We start from the raw sequence: 17,732 nt of genomic DNA, 5'->3' as shown, positions 1-17,732 counted from the left end.
CCTGCAACTGCCCAACGGGCTCGAATTGGAAGAATTAAGGGGCCGTTTATCACCTGCAACTCGCGAATATTTGGGCGGATGAACCTAGCCTGAGGATAACAGCGCTTCGATGCCGCTTGATCCCCTCCGACGAGCGAAGCTACATGGAACTGATACACTCGATTGGAAAGTTCGGGGATGGCAAGATCTTCCGCTAGCCGCATACCCGACAACCTCGGAAGATACACTTTTCAAGGTGATACGTTGACCATCTCACATCCACCGCTGTCGCGCGATGTTATTGAGACCGTTGTTGCGGCCGCGACGGACTCGCGTGGCCACAAGAAGCTGATCGAAGTGCTTCGTCGCTCGACGGGTCTGGACACTGTCCGGCTTGGCAATGTGCGCGACGGATTCTCGCTCGCGACGCCTCACTGTCTGGTCATCGCGCCAGACGGTACTTCCCTCGGCGAGTATCGTGATTGGCTGGAGGGAGAACTTGAGGAGGCCGGCGGCGATCCTGTGGCGGTCTGGCGTAAGCACAAAGACGGTGCGCTACGGTTTGCGGATGCGGAGATTCAGCGCATCTGCTTGGTTGCACCTTACGGCACTGGGTCTGCGGAGTTCTGCCAGATCATCGTTGGCCGATATCAATATTGGATCGAACGGGCGCTATTTGGCCCGGATATCTACGCCCATCCCAGGTCACTCGACGGCCTCTTGGAACAGACCAATTGCAAAGGCGTGTCGCTGGATGCGCGTATACCGGTCGGAGTACCATCCTATCATTTGAAAGGGATCGAGGATCTCGCAGAGGTGTTGCGCCTTGAAGGCCAGTTGGATGACGCGGAAAAGACCAGACAAGAACGTGTCATCATCCTGAAACGTAACACTCGGACTGGCGAAGAACACTCAGTTCGGTACTTCGACAAGTATCCTGAGTTGCGCGACCGCAAGCCGCGGCTGGCACGTTTCTTTGCCGACTGGGAGCGCTCCAGCGCGGGCCGGAACGGTGCCACGCTTACTGACCATTGGGTCTTTGAGGTCAGCGACTATACGACTCCGAAAGACCAGTCTCGGCACCTGACGGTGATTCCCGCTTGGGCCACAACGCGCAAGCTGCCGGAGGTCAAGGAGAAGCGTCGCGCATCCGTGTTCGCACTATGGGACGAACTCCTCCGATTCGACGTGCGTGCGGGTCACGTCTTTGCCTGGTTTTTCTTCATGTTGCACGGCGATCGGCTTGGGTCTTGGGCGGGGGAGAAAATCCTGGCAGCTGCCGAGGCCGGCGCTATCGTGTTGCCCGAGCACGACTACCGTGTCCTGAAAGATTGGAGCCGTGCGCCATATGGCTTCTGACGGCGGCTGCCCTCTGGCGGAAGAGGCGGCGCACTTGCTTCCACGCTGGAGAGTGTAACGGAAAAGGCATTTTTCCTGCAGGTGCCGAGGAGCGACTCGATCGAGCCGGCCGCAACCCCACAGGGGCGTCTTGTCTAAGCCTGGCCCGGCCTCCGGCGCTGCAGCTGGCCGATCAATGCCCTCCTATCGACCCGTCCGAGGAAATTAGTCCACCACAGTCCAGGTGCTCGAGCGGCACTTGGGCGTGCGCCTATTGAATAGAACTACAAGGCATCACAGCCTCACGGAGATCGGCAAAGCGTTCTACGAGAGGGCCAAGATTATCCTGGCCGAGGTTGAGGCCGCAGAGTCCCTGGCAGCGGAAACCCGTGCAATCCCGCGTGGGTGCATTAGGATCAATGCACCTGTAACGTTCGGCATTCATGCCTTGGCCCCAAGACTTCCCGAGTATCTCTCGACACATCCCGAGGTTTCAGTTGATCTTACCCTGTCCAATCGCGTTGTTGATCTGATTGATGAGGGATACGATGCTGCCTTCCGAGTTGGCGAGCTAGCTGATAGCGGTCTAATGGCTCGGCCTCTCGCTCCCAATCAGCTGATAGTGTGCGCTGCTCCGTCTTATCTGAGTTCTCGAAGCCCGCTCACGACCCCGATGGATCTCCAGCACCACGAGTGCCTTGGGTTCTCGCATACCTCATTGCGATCCCACTGGGTGTTCGAGGATCCTGCTGGGCACATTTCCGTACCCGTATCGGGACGCCTAATGATCGATAGCGGGGAGGCACTACTTTCCGCTGCGGTCGCTGGGCTCGGAGTCTTGCTCCAACCCATGGAGTTGGTCAGGGCCGAGATTGAAGCCGGCCGCCTGGTAGCCGTCCTGTCTGATTACAAGGTACCGACCCGGCCGATGCACATTCTGTATGCGCCTGATAGGCGAATGACTCCTAAGTTACGAAGCTTCCTCGACTTTGCGGTGGCAGCTTTTGGATAGCGCTCTGCGGACCTACGGCACAGCTTCTACAAACACTGATCCCCTATTGAAACGCGTTTCTCAATTCAACGCCCCGACTACCTGTCAGATTGAGTCCCAGCTAACAGAGCTAGACTGAGGCGGAAAAATGTCGTTTGCGCGTCCCGAGATCGGAATGCCTACGGCAAGCTGGAAGCTGATGACGGCCGGGCATTCGACTACTGCCCGACGTCGCGCTCGATCGGGGCAACTTGCCCAGATTTCCATAACAAACGACGATCTAAGCCGCCTAGACCAGGCAACGTGGCGCTTGGAAATCAATTACGCCCTTGATAATGTCACGCATGGCCGTGATCACCACGCGAGCGTCATCGCGCCGCCATTGCACGGCATAGTGCAGCGGCTCCAGCGCATCGCTGCCCGGCAGGATCTTCAACACGCCGCGCGCCGCAAGCGCCTGGGCCCATTGCTCGGGCATGAACGCAAAACCAAGCCCTTCAGCGACCATGCCGACGACCGCGCCCCAACTATTGCACATGAGCCGCCGGTTCACCATCAGTCCCCGGCACGCCAGCCATTGATCGAGGACCCGCGTACCGCCCGCGCCCACCGGCAAGGTCAGCAGCACATGCTCGTGCATCAATGCCCGGGGATCTTCTGTGCCGGCCTCATCAAGAAACGACTGATTGGCCACCCACGCGAAATCTACCTGACTGATCCGCTCGGCCGCAAGGCTACTGCGCGTTGAGGGCCCAGCCAGCACAGCCAAGTCCAGTTCGCCATCGTGCAGTCGCTGCTCGAGCACCTGGCCGATATCGACATAAGGCTCCAGCAGCAGACCAGGATGGCGGGCCGATACTTCGCGCACCAGCTTCGGCAGCCATGTCAGGCCACTCAACTCGCCCAGCCCGACACGGCAACGTCCCATCAGCCCGTGGTGCTGCCCGGCCGCTTGCTCCAGCTCTGCGGCGGCGCGCAGCAGTTCACGAATTTGCGGCAGCATCTGCTCTCCCTGTGCGGTCAACTCTGCGCGCCTGCCGCTCCGGTCGAATAACTGCACGCCCAGCGATGCTTCGAACTCGGCCACCCGCTTAGACAGTGACGACACCGACAGGTGCACCCGCTCAGCAGCCACGGAGAAGTTGACGCAGGTGGCGGCCCAGTAAAACGCTTCCAGTTGCTTAAGAGTCATGGGGTGGCGGCCGGCAGCCGCTGTGAATGTTTCCAAAAAGCGAAATTATACCTTCGTTATTTTTCGCTTTTCTCGTTTTGTCGCGATTGCTAGATTTGGCGCGAGATCACAGCGTTCTGTCCCCTTGAACATGTCAGTTGCCCCCCACAATGGCGCCCCACAGGCCACAGCACACAACCCGGAATCCGCCCGGGGCGCATCCGCTGCGCCGCAGCAAGTTGCTTCGGCTGCACGTGATTTCGCGTGGCTGAGAAGGCGGGTGTTGGCGCTGAACGACTTCGAAGCACTCGCGAATCGCCGCTTGCCCAGACCGCTGTACGCCTACGTGAGCGGTGCGGTCGAAGACAGTGTTTCACTGGCGCAGAACCGGAGCGCGTTTGAAGAGATCGCGCTGCGGCCGCGCGTGCTGGCCGGTGTGGCCACGCGCGACCTCGGCATCGAACTATTTGGGCGGCGCTATGCTGCACCGTTCGGCATTGCGCCGATGGGCATCTCCGCGTTGTTCGCCTATCGCGGCGACATTGTGCTGGCACGGGCCGCCCGGCACGCCGCAGTGCCGGCCATCATGAGCGGTTCTTCGCTGATCCGGCTGGAAGAGGTCATGCAAGCAGAGCCAGGCACATGGTTCCAGGCCTATTTGCCAGGCGATATGGCCCAGATCGACGGGCTGTTGTCGCGTGTCCAGTCGGCTCGCGTGGAGACGCTGGTGATCACGGTCGATACGCCGGTGGCCGGCAATCGCGAGAACAATCTGCGCGCGGGCTTCTCCACACCGTTTCGGCCAAGCCTCGCACTGGCCTGGCAAGGCGTCACGCACCCGCGCTGGCTGCTTGGCACCTTCACGCGCACACTGGCGCGGCATGGGGTGCCGCATTTCGAGAACGCCTACGCCCATCGCGGCGCACCGATCTTGTCGTCTAATGTCGAGCGGGATTTTTCCGATCGGGCGCATTTTACGTGGGCTCACCTTGACACGATCCGGCGTCGCTGGAAGGGCCCGCTCGTGGTAAAGGGCATCCTGACTGCCGAAGACGCGCTGCTGGCACGCCAGTACGGCGTGGACGGCATCATTGTTTCGAACCACGGCGGCCGGCAGCTCGATGGCGCCATCGCGCCAATCCGTGCCCTGCCGGAAATCGTCGACGCCGTGCCAAACCTGCCCGTGATGCTCGACAGCGGCGTGCGCCGTGGCACCGACGTGATCAAGGCGCTCGCGCTCGGCGCGCGCTGCGTGTTCGTCGGGCGCCCGTTCGCCTATGCGGCGACGGTGGCGTCCGTCGCGGGCGTGTCGCACGGCATCGCACTGATGCAGGCCGAGATCTCGCGCGACATGGCCATGCTCGGACTGAGCCGCGTGGCGGATATCGGCCCGGCCTGCATCCGGCGCGCACCGGTATGAGCACCATCCCTCCACCCCAATTCCAACACGCCGACGCACTGGCCAACACAGGAGACATCCCGATGACTACGCCTCACGGCTTCCGAATTCACGCCCGGCCCGAGCCCACTGTCGGCAACGCGCTGCTCGAGCGTTTCAAGCGCTTTCCAGTGGCCAATGTCAGCGATGCCATGAGCCGGACCGTCGGCACCACGCAGTTGCGCCCTTTCCATCGCCGCGAAGGCCCGTTGGTGGGCCGCGCGCTGACCGTCCGCACGCGCCCCGGCGACAACCTGATGGTGCACAAAGCCATCGACATCTCGGAGCCTGGCGATGTGATCGTGGTGGACGCCGGCGGGGCCGGACCCAATGCCATCATCGGCGAGATCATGTTGGCGCTGGCGATGGCGCGCGGCGCGGCGGGCTTTGTGATCGACGGCCTGATCCGCGACAGCGACACCATCGGCAAGGAGCCGCTCCCCGTCTATGCGCGCGGCGTGTCGCATCGCGGCCCCTACAAGGATGGCCCTGGCGAGCTGCACATCCCGGTCTGCATCGACGGCATGGTTGTGCGCCCGGGCGACCTGGTCGTCGGCGATGGCGACGGCCTGCTGGTGGTGCCTGCCGAGGAAGCCGAATTGATCGCCGCGCGCGTGGAAGAGGTGCAACGCACCGAGGCTGCTGTGCTCGAATCGATCTCGCAAGGCCGCGCTGACCGTAGCTGGGTGGAGCGCTCGTTGCGCGACAAGGGGGTACTTTGAGCGCACCCACACTCCCCACGCGCGCGAACCATCTGGTGGTGCGGTTCGACTATTGGCTGGATCCGTCCTTCGACCGCATCGTCGGCGACGCGCCCGGCGTGACGCTGCACACCTGCGCACGTGAAGGCGCCGATGATGCAGCCTGGGCGCAACTGAGCCGGGCGCAGGTCTACCAGATCACGGCGGCCAAGGACGAAATCCCGCGCCGCTGGTTCGTCGACGCGGACCTCCTGTCGCGCTGCCCAGCCTTGCTGGCGGTGTCGTCCAGCGGCTCGGGCTGCGACACCATCGACATCGACGCTTGCACCGCCGCCGGCGTGGCGGTGATGAACCAGGCCGGCGGCAACGCCGACTCAGTGGCCGAGATGACGCTGGGCCTGATGCTGGCCGTGCTGCGCCGCATTACCGAGTCCGACCGGCGCATGCGCACGGACACCACCGCGAGCCGTGAGGACCTGATGGGGCACGAGCTGCGCGGTCGCACGCTCGGGCTCGTGGGTGTGGGACACGCCGGACGCAGGGCGGCGGCCTTGGGTCGGGCTTTCGGCATGCGCGTCATCGGCTGCGATCCAGCCTTCGACACGGAGGAAATGGCCGCACGCGGCGCGCAACGGGTGAGCTTCGACGAATTGCTGCGCACCGCCGACGTGGTATCGCTGCACTGCCCGCGCGATGCCACCACGCTGGGCATGATGGACGCCGCCGCGTTTGCCGCGATGCGACCGGGCAGCGTCTTCGTCAGCACGGCCCGCGGGGGCATCCACGACGAGCACGCGCTGTACGCGGCGCTCGCATGCGGCCAACTCGCCGGGGCGGGGCTCGACGTGTGGGACCAGGAGCCGCCGCCGCACGATCATCCGCTGCTTGCACTGGAGAACGTAGTCGCTACGTTTCACACGGCAGGCGTCACGCATGAGGCGCGTCGCAGGAACGCCACGCTGGCCGCCACGCAAATCGTTGAGTTGCTGGCGACCGGCGCCCGGCCCGAGCGCCTGGTGAACCCCGAGGTGTGGCCGCGCGCGCGCCAGCGTATTGAGGCCGCACTACAGGAGGCCCGACCGACGCATCGTTTGAACTAAAAATACGTCACCCCTGGAGGGTTGGCGAGGAGACACAACATGCATCGCAATCCCGAATTTCGGCTTCGGCGCCTGCCCCTGCGCCTGGCTGCCGCATTCGCTCTCGCTGTCGGTACGATCGGCGCCGCCATCCCCGGTGCGGCCCATGCCGAGGCGCCCTATCCGAACCGCCCGATCGAAATGATCGTGGCCTACGCGCCTGGCGGCGGCACCGACCTGGTCGCACGATTGCTGGCCCGGCATCTGGAAAAACAGCTCGGCGCCACCATCGTGGTCCAGAACAAGCCAGGCGCCGGCGGTGCCATCGGCTTTGCGGAACTGGCGCGCGCCACGCCAGACGGCTACACGATCGGCTTCATCAACACGCCGAACCTGCTGACGATTCCGCTCGAACGGAGAACCACGTTTACGTGGAGGAGCTACGACCTGATCGGCAATCTCGTGGACGATCCGGGCGGCTTCACCGTGAACAACAGCAATGCCATTGATTCGCTGGCGGCCCTGGTGAAGTACGCCAAGGCAAATCCGGGCCATGTGACCGTGGGTACCACCGGCGTGGGTTCTGACGACCACCTTGCGATGCTGCTGTTCGAGAAGGCGTCGGGTGTGACGTTGACCCATGTGGGTTACAAGGGCGCCGGAGAGGTCCGCGCCGCCCTGGCCAGCCAGCAGATCACTATCGGCGCCATCAACGTGGGGGAAGCGCTGGCTTTCCAGAAGGGCGGCGCGCCGATCAGGTTCCTGGGACAGATGGGCATGACACGCGCCTTGCTTGCTCCAAACGTCCCCACGTTCCGCGAGCAGGGCTTCAACATCGAACTGGCCTCGCTGCGCGGCCTGGCCACGCCGAAAGGCTCGCCGGAGCCTGTGCGCAAGAAGCTTGTCGACGCCATGGCACGCGTGGCCGCCGATTCGCAGTTCCGCCAGCAGGCCGACGCCATGTATGCCCCGCTGCGCTATCTGGCGCCCGCTGCGTATGCCTCCGAACTCGAACGCGGCGATGCAGGCTTCCGCCAGCTCTGGAAGGAGATGCCATGGCAGGAAAAGTAAGCTGGCTGGCGGCGCTGGCAGTCGGCGCCGTCCTGGTCTCATCCGCTTTGGTATCCGCGTCGGTATCCGCACAGGCGCCGCTGCTGCCGGGGGCGGTCACGATGATCGTCGGCTGGCCCGCAGGCGGCCCGTCCGACGCCGTGGCGCGACTGGCGGCGGCGCACATGTCGAAGGCGCTGGGACAGACTATCCTGATTGACAACCGCGCTGGTGCGGGTGGCAATATCGGTACCGACGTAGCTGCCCGCGCGCGGCCCGACGGCAGCACCATCATGCTGGCCACCGTGGCCTCGCATGGCCTGAACTCCGCACTCTACAGCCGGTTGAACCACGACCCGCTCAAGGACTTCTCGCCGATCGGGCTGATCACCACGTCGCCAAGCGTGCTGCTGGTACCGCGCGACTCGCCGCTGCGCTCGGTGCGCGACCTGATCGACAAGGCACGCGCCCAGCCCGGCCAGTTGAACTACGGCTCCGGCGGCGTCGGCTCGAGCCAGCACCTGGCGGGAGCCGTCTTCAGGAAACTCGCCGGCTTGGACATCGCGCACATCCCCTTCAAGGGCACAGCGCCCGCCATGACGGATCTGATGGCCGGCCGCGTCGACTTCGTCATCACCACGGGCGCGCTGCCCTTCATCCGCTCCGGCAAGGTCCGTGCGCTGGCCGTGGCCGCGCACCAGCGCCTGCCCGCGCTGCTCGATGTACCTACCTTCGACGAAGCCGGGCTGAAGGGCTTCTACACTGATTCCTGGTACGGACTGGTAGCGCCGGCCGGCACACCCCGTCTCGCGCTGGAGCGACTCAATGAATCCCTGACGCAGGCGCTACGCGACCCGGCCCTGCAACGGCAGTTCGCCGAACAGGGTTCGCTGCCGGTTAAGCCGATGGGCGCGGACGAGTTCTGGGCTTTCGTGAAGAAACAGATGCCGACAGCAGCGGAACAGGTCCGGATTTCGGGGGCGAAGGCGGAGTAGGGCAGCGATGCGGAACCTTGCCCTTTCCGCACCACGCCAACCATGCGTCCGCGATCGATCGACAATGACAAGCATTAAGATGCTCGCCCGGCGCGGTCGCAAGGGACCGCTCCCGGCCGAGCATGGAGGATTGTTGAGTAGATCTTGCAGAATATCTCACCGCTAGCACGGGCTCGCTTTCCTGCGGCTACAGCCTCCGATGCTGCACGCACTGCATGACTTCCTCGCTGTAAGCCTCGAGCTTGCGTACTCGCACGCCAGTAGTCTGCGACAGTTCAGCCAAGAACTCGGGCTCGCACAAGGCAATTTCGTGCAAGGTGTGGTCATGAAAAATGACATAGGCGCCGCAGCGCCTTGATGACGGGCATGGCTTTTGGCGGCAGATCCGGCAGTGCTTGGCGGGTGCGGGTGCCGCCGTCCGACGTACGCTCGACCTTTTTGTTCTCGCGGCGCAGCCCCGATTTCCGTTCGCCGAGCACTGCAGGACTAGCTTCGCTCAACGCCGGTGTGCTAGTCCGCCCAACCGCTGGTTCTTGGGTCTGTGCCCGCATTCGGGATAGCCGGAGCAGGACTAAAAAAACCCACGGGGCCCGCTCCGCGTCACGATCCCCCCGTGTTTGCACACGGTGCAACGGTGCTCTTGGATGGGCTCACCCCTGATGTTCGTGACCGTCACCGCCTGTTCTTTTACCAACTCACCCAGAAAGAACGAGGATTGCCCCAGCACAGTGAACATGGCGACGAAACGGTGAGCACGGGTCAAGCGACATAGAACAGGCGACGCTCTCCACTCAGTGGTGGGGTATCGCCGTTCGGCATAGCCACGGCCAGCGCCGGATCGTCCGCGCCCAGGTTTGGGAAGCCCCGGTAGACCCTGCTAGGCAGGACCACGTAATCGGCTTCAGTTCCTCTGGAACGGTGCACTGCGAGGAATTTCACGTCGATGTGCTTTCAGCGACCTACTCAGACAATTTTCGCATTCGTAAATTCGCGGATAACAAAAAATGCGATAGTTCGCGCCCGTATCCGCTCAGCTTCACGCCACCGATGGGCGTACGTGGATCCGAGGCGGAAGATCCATTGATGAAGACCCCGCCGGTCTCTAGCCGTCGCGACACATCGCGAGCTACCGCGAGATTCTTCGTCCGCACTGCGACTGACAAACCAAACGTGTTCTGGTTCGCAAGGTCGATGGCTTCTTCCACATCCTTGGTCACAGTGATCGCTGCCACGGGACCGAAGGTTTCCTGATCGAACGCAGTCATGCCGGGCTGCACCGAATCCAGCACGGTCTGGGCAAAGTGGGCGGCTTTCGCGTCTTCCATTCACCTTCGACAGCTTTCTCGTATTTTCGACTGTCAGATCGGACCTAAGCTTGAAACGCTTGTGGGAAAGCACTCTGCGTGCGCCAATTGAGCTGGCGGCGCAAAATCTGCGCAAAAATCTTGTCGAGTCCCAACGGACGCTATATTCGGTCGATTAATGTGGAGAGTTTCCGGGTGGGAGGCGGCAGAAGCGCGAATTAATTCATATTGGTGGGCGCATCAAAATCCGCCGCCGTTCTGGCCAATATCCGCATTCTATTGTAGATTTCGGGTCGCCAAAAGCGTAGTTTTTTAAGCTCATTTTAAAGCCAGAATTAATTAAAGAATATTCGGGGTGCCCACTCGTATAGCGCCTCTAGACTGTGCGCCAAACAGTGCCTCATTTCCTCCTGAGTTCAATACGAGAGACGTGGAGTGTCCGCAAGGCATCCGGCTTCAAGCAATCGAGCTATGAGCCTGTGTGCTAAAGCGAGTTTTCAAAAAATCTCAGACAAAATGTGCGCCATGCGGCGCACATAGAATACTAAACCATCGGTGATTTACCATAATTTTGTTGGTGAATTATCGTTTAAGTGGCATATAGGTCACATAATGTGAGCATATAGTTTGACCTGCAAGGTGGCGAAAAATGTCATATATGGCTTAACGTTCGCCTATTGCAGCTAATTTTCATGAACTTGGCTCCGAGGAGCGAATGTCGAAGTCGATGTCTGGGAATGTCGATTTGTTATGGCAGAAGTCAAAAATTCTATTTCTGCCTGATCTAGTGCACAAATATCATCAGTCCAGAAGCTGAAATCCATTCTTCGAATTTAGAGAGACGGGACTATTTTGTTTCCATGAGGTCAAATGGAAATGTGATTTCGTCTGAGTTGAGCTATCAATCAATATTTATATATTGCCTGAGAAGCTATCGTTGATAGGAATAGGCTTCATTGTGGTGTTGTAACAATAATATGCGTCGCATCAGTTTAGGTAGCCGCACGGCAGACCACGCTGGTCGGTTGGCTGTACCTACTTCGATAGCTGAGGCGCTCAATATATTTCCCATAGTGGAGGAGCCAAATGAAACACCTTTTGCTGTGTATCGTTCCTTGCGTAGCTTTCGCAGTCACGGCACTGCCCGCCCAGGCTAGCGACTATCCGACAAAGCCCATTCGCATTGTCGTGCCGTATCCCGCTGGCGGCTCTACGGACGCGCTCGCGCGCATGGCTGCCCAGAAGCTGGCGGCGAAGCTCGGCCAAGCTGTGGTTGTTGAGAACCGTCCGGGCGCCAGTGAGATGATTGCGGCTACGTACGTCGCGCGCTCAGCGCCAGACGGCTACACCATTCTGCTTACAACCATGACCGGGCTCACTGTCAATCCCGGTCTATATGGCACCAAGCTTTCATATAACCCGCAGAAGGACTTTGTGCCGATCATGCTCGCGGCGACCATTCCCAGTGTGTTGGTGGTCAACCCGTCAGTGCCGGCAAAGTCGACGGCAGAATTGCTCAGCTATCTGAAAGGCAAGCCCGGCGCTGTGAGCTATGCGTCCGCGGGCAACGGAACGCCGAGCCATCTCGGAATGGAGCTCTATAAGAAGGCAACCGGCGTCGATGTCGTCCATGTTCCCTACAAGGGCGGCGCACCCGCTCTCCAAGAACTCATGGGCGGGCAGGTCCAGGTGATGTTTGCTTTGATGCCGGAAGCCATGCCGATGGCAAAGGCCGGAAAGCTGAAGGCGCTGGCGATAACGACGCAGAAGCGCTCGCCCACGTTTCCCGACCTGCCTACTGTCGCAGAGTCTGGCGTGAAGGACTTTGAGATGGTTTTCTGGTCGGCCTTCATGGCTCCAACTGGAACCCCAAAGGACATCGTGGCCAAACTGAACAGTTCGCTGAACGCAGTGCTGGCCGAAAAGGACATCGCTGCGAAGCTTGCGGAGATGGGCATGGAACCCGCAGGCGGCTCGTCTGAACAACTATCCCAACTCATCAACAGTGAGACGAGTAAGTGGAAGAGGGTCATTGACGTTGCGGGCATTAAGCTCGAATGACACCGCGTCATGTCCGGTCAAGGAATGCCACCCCCTGTTTTGAGTGAATTATGAGTCGCACATTAGAGAAGAGCGAGGAAATCGATTCCGATGCTCAAGACGTACCACGCATCCATGCAACTGGCTGTGGTGCATTGTCATTCGACGTAGCAGGACGCGTATTCGATAGCACGACACAGCGTCGTCTGTGGGCGATGGCCGAGCAACTTGCCAATGATCATGGCCCAGATGGCGTACTGGATGTCGTGCCGGGTGTCAACAACTTGTTGGTGGCAATAGACCCACTGCGGCTTCACCCCGAACGCGCGCGCGAACTGCTGCTTGCAATATGGACGACGGTCGATGCGAACAAAGCCAAGGGGCGTGACATCGAGATTCCCGTCGTTTACGGTGGCCCAGCCAGGGAAGACTTGGAAGAGCTGTCTGGCATTCTGGGCATGCCCGTGCATGACATCGTGAAACTCCATAGCTCAGCCGTTTACACGGTGGCATGCATTGGCGCGATGCCGGGATTCGCATACCTGACCGGACTATCGCCCGAGCTCGACGTCCCGCGCCGCGCGACGCCACGCGCGAAGGTGGAGAAGGGGGCGGTCATCATCGGTGGTACCCAAGCCGGTGTTATGCCATTCACCGCACCATCAGGATGGCACATTCTTGGCATGACTGAACTGGATATGTTCGATGCCGACAAGTCGCCGCCGTGCCTGCTGGCCCCGGGCGACCGCGTGCAATTTCGTGTGAGAGAGGTCTGCGCATGATTGAGATTCTCTCGAACGGTATCCCAAATCTGATTCAAGACCTTGGCAGGACGGGCCTGCTGAACGCAGGTGTTAGTCGTAGTGGTGCTATGGACAGCCGAGCATTGTCGCTGGCGAACATCCTGGTAGGAAATGACGAGGGCGCGGCTGGACTCGAAATCAGTCTGTTCCCATTCCGCCTGAAGTTCCTTGCCGACACATGTTTTGCATGTACTGGCGGAGATTGCACTGTCCGGCTGGACGACACAATCCTCGCACCCTGGTGGGGTCGCCAGGCGCGCGCGGGTCAGACGCTCGTCATCGAACGCCCGCGGCGAGGCGCGCGCGCCTACCTGGCGCTTTCAGGAGGCATTGACGTGCCCGCCGTTCTCGGCTCGCGTTCCACTGACCTGAAAAGTACGCTGGGTGGCCTGGAGGGTCGAGGACTGCGTCGGGGAGACATGCTGTCGCTTCGAACACCGGGCCACAGGGCATTGGGGAGGCGAGGCTTGGGGCTCGTTCCTGCAGACCTTCCTCGGTTCTGGAAAGATCTCTCCACCGGTTGCGTAACGGTCCGTGTTCTATCTGCCGCTGAGTACGACGTGTTTACCGAATCGGCCAAGGCGGCGTTCCTTGAAACCGAATATCAAGTAAGCCTGGATGCGAACCGCATGGGCTACCGCCTAAGAGGCGTGCCGTTGATGCTGAGCGAGCCGTTGGAGCTCTTCTCCCACGGCATTGTTCCAGGGACGATTCAAGTTCCACCGAACGGGCAGCCAATCATCCAGTTGGCTGAGGCGAACACCTGTGGTGGCTACCCAAAGATTGCCGCCGTGATCGAGGCTGACCTCTGGCGCCTTGCCCAGGCCCCCGTCGGATGCAACCTGCGCTTCCAGCGGGTCAGCTTGGAGGAGGCACTGAACGCGCGAAGAGCCCATCTAGCCGAACTGGTGGCAATGCGCCAATCCCTGGAGCTCATGAGCTCCCGCGCATAGCGCGCTGCGCTTAACTATGACTACGAGTGTGAAAATGCCTACGCAAACAAAGATTCCGTGCGTCGATTTGAACGCCGATATGGGGGAAGGCTTCGGTCCATATCGGATGGGGGATGATGAGGGAATCCTGAAGATTGTGACCTCGGCCAACGTAGCCTGTGGCTTTCACGCTGGCGATCCGGAGACCATGGCCAAGACATTCGGGATGGCCAAGCAACAGGGCGTGAATGTTGGCGCCCATCCAGGTTTCGACGACCTCTCCGGATTCGGCCGACGCGTCATCCCTTGCAGCCCGGCCGAAATCGAGCGACTTGTCGCATACCAGATTGGAGCTGCCCAGGCGCTCTCCGCCTATGCGGGGAATCCGATTACCTATGTGAAAGCACATGGAGCATTGGGCAATCTCAGCGCTATCAAGGAGGAGGTCGCATCGGCCATCGCCGGCGCCATCAAGGCAGTGGACGCGAATTTGATTTGCATGACCTTCGCGGGAAGCCTGATGGAGAAGGTCGGGCAGGAACGCGGCTTACGAACCTGCGCCGAGATCTTTGCCGACCGCGCCTATACCGATGAGGGGCAGCTTGTCTCACGCAAGCTGCCGGGGGCGGTACTGCACGACTCCAAGGAGGTCGCTGCTAGGGTCCTGCGAATGGTGCAGGCGGGCGCTGTGGAGACCATCTCCGGAAAGCAGTTGCGTGTGCCGATTGAGACGATTTGTGTCCACAGCGACACCCCAGGCGCACTCGAAATGGCCGCAGAGATTCGTCGCACGCTTGAGGCCGCAGGCGTCGAGGTCAAGCCGTTCGCCAGGGGGGAATGATGGAGATTGAGTTCGTCAACCGCCTTATCGACATTGTTGAGCGCTCGCAGCTCTCAGAACTGGAGTACACGGACCATGGCAAGCGCCTCCGGGTGGTGAGGGCACAGCGGGAACAGGGCGCGGTGCAATACCCAGCACGGCAACCCGATATTGACGTCCACTCCGCGGCTGAGGCGGTGCCCGCGAGGCAAGACCTCGAGACTGCTGCGGGCGCACCACAGAACCATACCGTCGCGTCGCCTCTCACGGGCATCTTCTACCGCGCCCCGGCAGCCAATCAGCTGGAGCTTGTGCAGGTGGGCGACATCGTGGAAGAGGGCCAACCATTGGCAATTGTTGAGGCGATGAAGCTTCTGAACAGCATTGATGCAGACAAGGCAGGGCGGCTGGTCGAGGTACTGGTGGAGAACGGAACCGAAGTGGAGGCAGGGGCAGCCCTCTTTGTCATTGAACCAATGAGGGGTGATGATGTTTGATACCGTGCTCATTGCCAACAGGGGAGAAATCGCGTTACGTATCCTGCGTGCGTGCCGCAAGCTAGGTCTGAAGACCGTGGCTGTGCACTCAGAGGCTGACGCAGGGCTAAGGCACGTATCGCTCGCAGACCGTGCATTGTGTATTGGTCCCTCAGCAGCTGCGCGGAGCTACCTAAACAAGGATGAAATCCTGCTGGCGGCCAAACTCACCAACGCTGGCGCGATACACCCCGGCTATGGGTTTCTTTCCGAGAGCGCTGACTTCGCTGAAGCTGTCGAGAGTGCAGGCCTCATCTTCGTTGGCCCTGGCAGCCGGGCAATTCGGCGCATGGGCGACAAAGTTAGCGCGAAGCAGACCATGCTGGAGGCAGGCGTGCCATGCGTGCCAGGGTCAGAAGGTGCGTTATCCGACGACGCTGACGCTGTCGAACGGATTGCAGAGGAGGTTGGCTATCCACTGATAGTGAAGGCCGCTGGAGGCGGCGGCGGCCGTGGGATGCGAGTCGTACGCGAGCCAACTGACCTGGCTCAGGCGGTCGTGATGACCCGGGAAGAGGCTAGCCGCGCTTTTGGCAATCCCAACGTCTACATTGAGAAGTTCCTTGAGCATCCCCGCCATGTAGAGATTCAGGTCTTGGCGGACTCCCATGGAAATGCTGTGTGGTTGGGTGAGCGCGATTGCTCAATGCAGCGACGCCATCAGAAGGTCATTGAGGAATCCCCTGCCCCGGGGATTTCTCGCGAAGTGATTGCGCGCATTGGTGCGAGCTGCACGCGGGCGTGCCAGCATATCGGCTACCGTGGCGCCGGAACATTCGAGTTCCTGTATGAGAACGGCGAGTTCTATTTCATCGAGATGAATACGCGCGTTCAAGTCGAGCACCCGGTGACCGAGCTTGTGACGGGCGTTGATATCGTAGCGGAGCAGCTCCGGATCGCCATGGGTGCGCGCCTCTCGTTTGCGCAAGAGGACGTGATCCTGCGTGGTCACGCAATTGAGTGCCGAATCAATGCGGAACACCCCTGGACCTTCGCTCCGACACCTGGCCGTGTCACTGAATGGCTGCCACCTGGTGGTCCCGGAGTTCGTGTCGAGTCTCACCTTTACACGGGCTACTCAGTCCCGTCCAACTACGACTCGCTCATTGCCAAGCTTTTGACCCATGGGGCGACGCGCGAGGAGGCCATCGCGCGAATGCGCGTTGCACTCCAGGAGATGGAGATTCGCGGTATTGAGTCGACCGTACCGCTGCATCAGGTCCTTATGAGTGAGCCAGGATTTGTCGAGGGCGGCTTCGACATTCACCATCTGGAGCGATTCCTGGCCACCGGCCTGGCAAATCGGGAGGGAAACCTATGAATCCCCTACTCATCGAACGTTTGGTACGGCAGTCCGAAGCGTGTGCGACGATTGGGGAGGTCGAGTACGAATCGGGTGGAGAGAGACTGGTCCTCAGGTTCATGCGTTCTTACTCGGTGTTGCGAGCCAGGGAGGAGGGTGGTCAAGTCCCTAGCTCAGCGAAGGACATTTCGTCTGTTAACGCAGCGTCCAACAGGAGGGTGGTTCGTGCACCAGCGACGGGCATCGTTTTCGGTGCGCATCCCCTGTCCGCGCAGCCGTCGGCTTCTCCTGGTTCCACTTTCGCCGAAGGCCAACAACTTGCATTCCTGCAAGTCGGCAGCGTCGTTTGCTCTATCGAAGCGGATTCAGACGGTGTCCTCGGGGAGATGCTGGTATCCGAAGGCAGCCTGGTCGGCTTCGGAGATGCAGTCTATGAACTTCGGTAGATCAGCGATGAGCACGTTCGAGAACGGTACGCCAGAAATAGAGCTGGATAGTTTGCTCGAGAACAACCGGCGATGGGCAAGCGGTATCGACGCAATCAAGCCTGGGTTCTTCCAGTCCCTGACTCGGCAGCAGGCGCCTGAATGCCTGTGGATAGGATGTGCTGATAGCCGTGTGCCGGCGAACGAGCTCGTGGGACTCCAGCCAGGTGAGCTCTTCGTGCATCGAAACATCGCCAATGTCGTCGCGCATTCGGACCTCAATTGTCTGTCGGTCCTTCAATACGCGGTTGACATGCTCAAAGTGCGACACGTAATTGTTGTTGGCCACTCCGGCTGCGGAGGAGTACGCGCCGCGCTCGATGGCTTGCGTATCGGTATCGCGGACAACTGGATCAGGCACATCCACGATGTGGTGGAGAAACACTCGTCGTGGCTTAACACATTGGCTGAAGCCCAGAAGTTTGACGCTGCCTGCGAACTCAACGTCCTTGAGCAAACAAGAAACGTCTGCCTGACGACGATTCTACAAGATGCCTGGATGAGAGGTCAGACAGTGTCGGTCCACGGTCTCATATACAGCCTCCAGAACGGGCTGCTGGAGAGCTTGCAGCTCACCGTCGGCAACTCTGACAGCGTGGACGGCCTTTACCGCGCGGCACTCGCGGACTTGAAGCACCGCTTTAGTCGCCAACGAAGGCACACGGCTTGAAAACACTTGAAGGATTGCGGGTGCTGCCCCACTAGGTACCGCTAGGTCAGTCAAAATTCAGTCCTTTCCATAGATAAATGCCATCCGGCATTATTAA

The 17,732-nt window shown here is 60.6% G+C and carries 19 protein-coding genes; 15 read left to right on the top strand and 4 right to left on the bottom strand.

Annotation, left to right across the window (positions count from 1 at the left end):
* Window positions 1–177 precede the first annotated feature (177 nt).
* Window positions 178–1,338, top strand: coding sequence for a hypothetical protein (locus AC1Q7Q_RS30880; RefSeq protein ID WP_492371553.1), 1,161 nt, complete (start codon window positions 178–180; stop codon window positions 1,336–1,338).
* Between the two features lie 223 nt (window positions 1,339–1,561).
* The gene (locus tag AC1Q7Q_RS30875) at window positions 1,562–2,329 is read left to right on the top strand and encodes a LysR family transcriptional regulator (RefSeq protein WP_492387251.1); all 768 of its coding nucleotides are present in this window, start codon (window positions 1,562–1,564) and stop codon (window positions 2,327–2,329) included.
* 268 nt (window positions 2,330–2,597) lie between these two features.
* Here the strand turns inward: AC1Q7Q_RS30875 and AC1Q7Q_RS30870 are convergent, their stop codons facing one another.
* On the bottom strand, window positions 2,598–3,500 hold the full coding sequence (locus AC1Q7Q_RS30870; protein WP_492371554.1) for a LysR family transcriptional regulator: 903 nt from the start codon (window positions 3,498–3,500) through the stop codon (window positions 2,598–2,600).
* 259 nt (window positions 3,501–3,759) lie between these two features.
* Between AC1Q7Q_RS30870 and AC1Q7Q_RS30865 the strand changes: the two genes are divergently transcribed.
* The 5 genes from AC1Q7Q_RS30865 (at window position 3,760) to AC1Q7Q_RS30845 (ending at window position 8,742) form a co-directional block, all read left to right on the top strand.
* Entirely contained in the window at window positions 3,760–4,899 is a 1,140-nt protein-coding gene (locus tag AC1Q7Q_RS30865) for an alpha-hydroxy acid oxidase (protein ID WP_492371594.1), read from the top strand.
* Between the two features lie 62 nt (window positions 4,900–4,961).
* Window positions 4,962–5,639, top strand: a complete 678-nt coding sequence (locus AC1Q7Q_RS30860; protein ID WP_492371555.1) for an RraA family protein — start codon at window positions 4,962–4,964, stop codon at window positions 5,637–5,639.
* A complete protein-coding gene (locus AC1Q7Q_RS30855; protein ID WP_492371556.1) occupies window positions 5,636–6,718 on the top strand; it encodes a hydroxyacid dehydrogenase in 1,083 nt (360 codons plus the stop codon). Before AC1Q7Q_RS30860 ends, AC1Q7Q_RS30855 begins: the two co-directional genes overlap by 4 nt.
* A gap of 39 nt (window positions 6,719–6,757) precedes the next feature.
* On the top strand, window positions 6,758–7,768 hold the full coding sequence (locus AC1Q7Q_RS30850; protein ID WP_492371557.1) for a tripartite tricarboxylate transporter substrate binding protein: 1,011 nt from the start codon (window positions 6,758–6,760) through the stop codon (window positions 7,766–7,768).
* The gene (locus AC1Q7Q_RS30845; RefSeq protein WP_492371558.1) at window positions 7,753–8,742 is read left to right on the top strand and encodes a Bug family tripartite tricarboxylate transporter substrate binding protein; all 990 of its coding nucleotides are present in this window, start codon (window positions 7,753–7,755) and stop codon (window positions 8,740–8,742) included. Before AC1Q7Q_RS30850 ends, AC1Q7Q_RS30845 begins: the two co-directional genes overlap by 16 nt.
* Window positions 8,743–8,929: 187 nt before the next feature.
* On the opposite strand, the gene AC1Q7Q_RS30840 is transcribed toward AC1Q7Q_RS30845, so the two are convergent.
* From AC1Q7Q_RS30840 to AC1Q7Q_RS30830, 3 genes are all read right to left on the bottom strand, one after another.
* The gene (locus AC1Q7Q_RS30840) at window positions 8,930–9,043 is read right to left on the bottom strand and encodes a hypothetical protein (protein WP_492387254.1); all 114 of its coding nucleotides are present in this window, start codon (window positions 9,041–9,043) and stop codon (window positions 8,930–8,932) included.
* 22 nt (window positions 9,044–9,065) lie between these two features.
* A complete protein-coding gene (locus tag AC1Q7Q_RS30835) occupies window positions 9,066–9,242 on the bottom strand; it encodes a hypothetical protein (protein ID WP_492371560.1) in 177 nt (58 codons plus the stop codon).
* Between the two features lie 459 nt (window positions 9,243–9,701).
* On the bottom strand, window positions 9,702–10,067 hold the full coding sequence (locus AC1Q7Q_RS30830; RefSeq protein WP_492371561.1) for an aldehyde dehydrogenase family protein: 366 nt from the start codon (window positions 10,065–10,067) through the stop codon (window positions 9,702–9,704).
* A gap of 1,065 nt (window positions 10,068–11,132) precedes the next feature.
* Between AC1Q7Q_RS30830 and AC1Q7Q_RS30825 the strand changes: the two genes are divergently transcribed.
* From AC1Q7Q_RS30825 to can, 8 genes are read left to right on the top strand one after another with little or no spacing between them, the layout of a single operon-like run.
* Window positions 11,133–12,107: a Bug family tripartite tricarboxylate transporter substrate binding protein gene (locus AC1Q7Q_RS30825; RefSeq protein WP_492371562.1), complete on the top strand. Its 975-nt coding sequence runs from the start codon at window positions 11,133–11,135 to the stop codon at window positions 12,105–12,107.
* Window positions 12,108–12,157: 50 nt separating this feature from the next.
* Window positions 12,158–12,868 (top strand): 5-oxoprolinase subunit PxpB, encoded by a 711-nt coding sequence (gene pxpB, locus AC1Q7Q_RS30820; RefSeq protein WP_492371563.1) that lies wholly within the window; start codon window positions 12,158–12,160, stop codon window positions 12,866–12,868.
* The gene (locus AC1Q7Q_RS30815) at window positions 12,865–13,842 is read left to right on the top strand and encodes a 5-oxoprolinase subunit C family protein (RefSeq protein WP_492371564.1); all 978 of its coding nucleotides are present in this window, start codon (window positions 12,865–12,867) and stop codon (window positions 13,840–13,842) included. The genes pxpB and AC1Q7Q_RS30815 overlap by 4 nt, the downstream gene beginning before the upstream one ends.
* Window positions 13,843–13,876: 34 nt before the next feature.
* Entirely contained in the window at window positions 13,877–14,662 is a 786-nt protein-coding gene (locus AC1Q7Q_RS30810; RefSeq protein WP_492371565.1) for a LamB/YcsF family protein, read from the top strand.
* Complete coding sequence (gene accB / locus AC1Q7Q_RS30805) at window positions 14,659–15,138, top strand: acetyl-CoA carboxylase biotin carboxyl carrier protein (RefSeq protein WP_492371566.1); 480 nt, start codon at window positions 14,659–14,661, stop codon at window positions 15,136–15,138. Before AC1Q7Q_RS30810 ends, accB begins: the two co-directional genes overlap by 4 nt.
* Window positions 15,131–16,498: an acetyl-CoA carboxylase biotin carboxylase subunit gene (gene accC / locus AC1Q7Q_RS30800; protein WP_492371595.1), complete on the top strand. Its 1,368-nt coding sequence runs from the start codon at window positions 15,131–15,133 to the stop codon at window positions 16,496–16,498. Before accB ends, accC begins: the two co-directional genes overlap by 8 nt.
* Window positions 16,495–16,926, top strand: coding sequence for an acetyl-CoA carboxylase biotin carboxyl carrier protein (locus AC1Q7Q_RS30795; RefSeq protein WP_492387250.1), 432 nt, complete (start codon window positions 16,495–16,497; stop codon window positions 16,924–16,926). The genes accC and AC1Q7Q_RS30795 overlap by 4 nt, the downstream gene beginning before the upstream one ends.
* Window positions 16,913–17,635 carry a carbonate dehydratase gene (gene can, locus AC1Q7Q_RS30790; protein WP_492371567.1) on the top strand — a complete coding sequence of 241 codons (723 nt, stop codon included), beginning with the start codon at window positions 16,913–16,915 and terminating at the stop codon, window positions 17,633–17,635. The genes AC1Q7Q_RS30795 and can overlap by 14 nt, the downstream gene beginning before the upstream one ends.
* Window positions 17,636–17,732 lie beyond the last annotated feature (97 nt).

Source organism: Cupriavidus sp. GW823-FHT07A04 (genome assembly GCF_058794615.1).
This window is presented reverse-complemented; position numbering and strand designations above follow the sequence as displayed.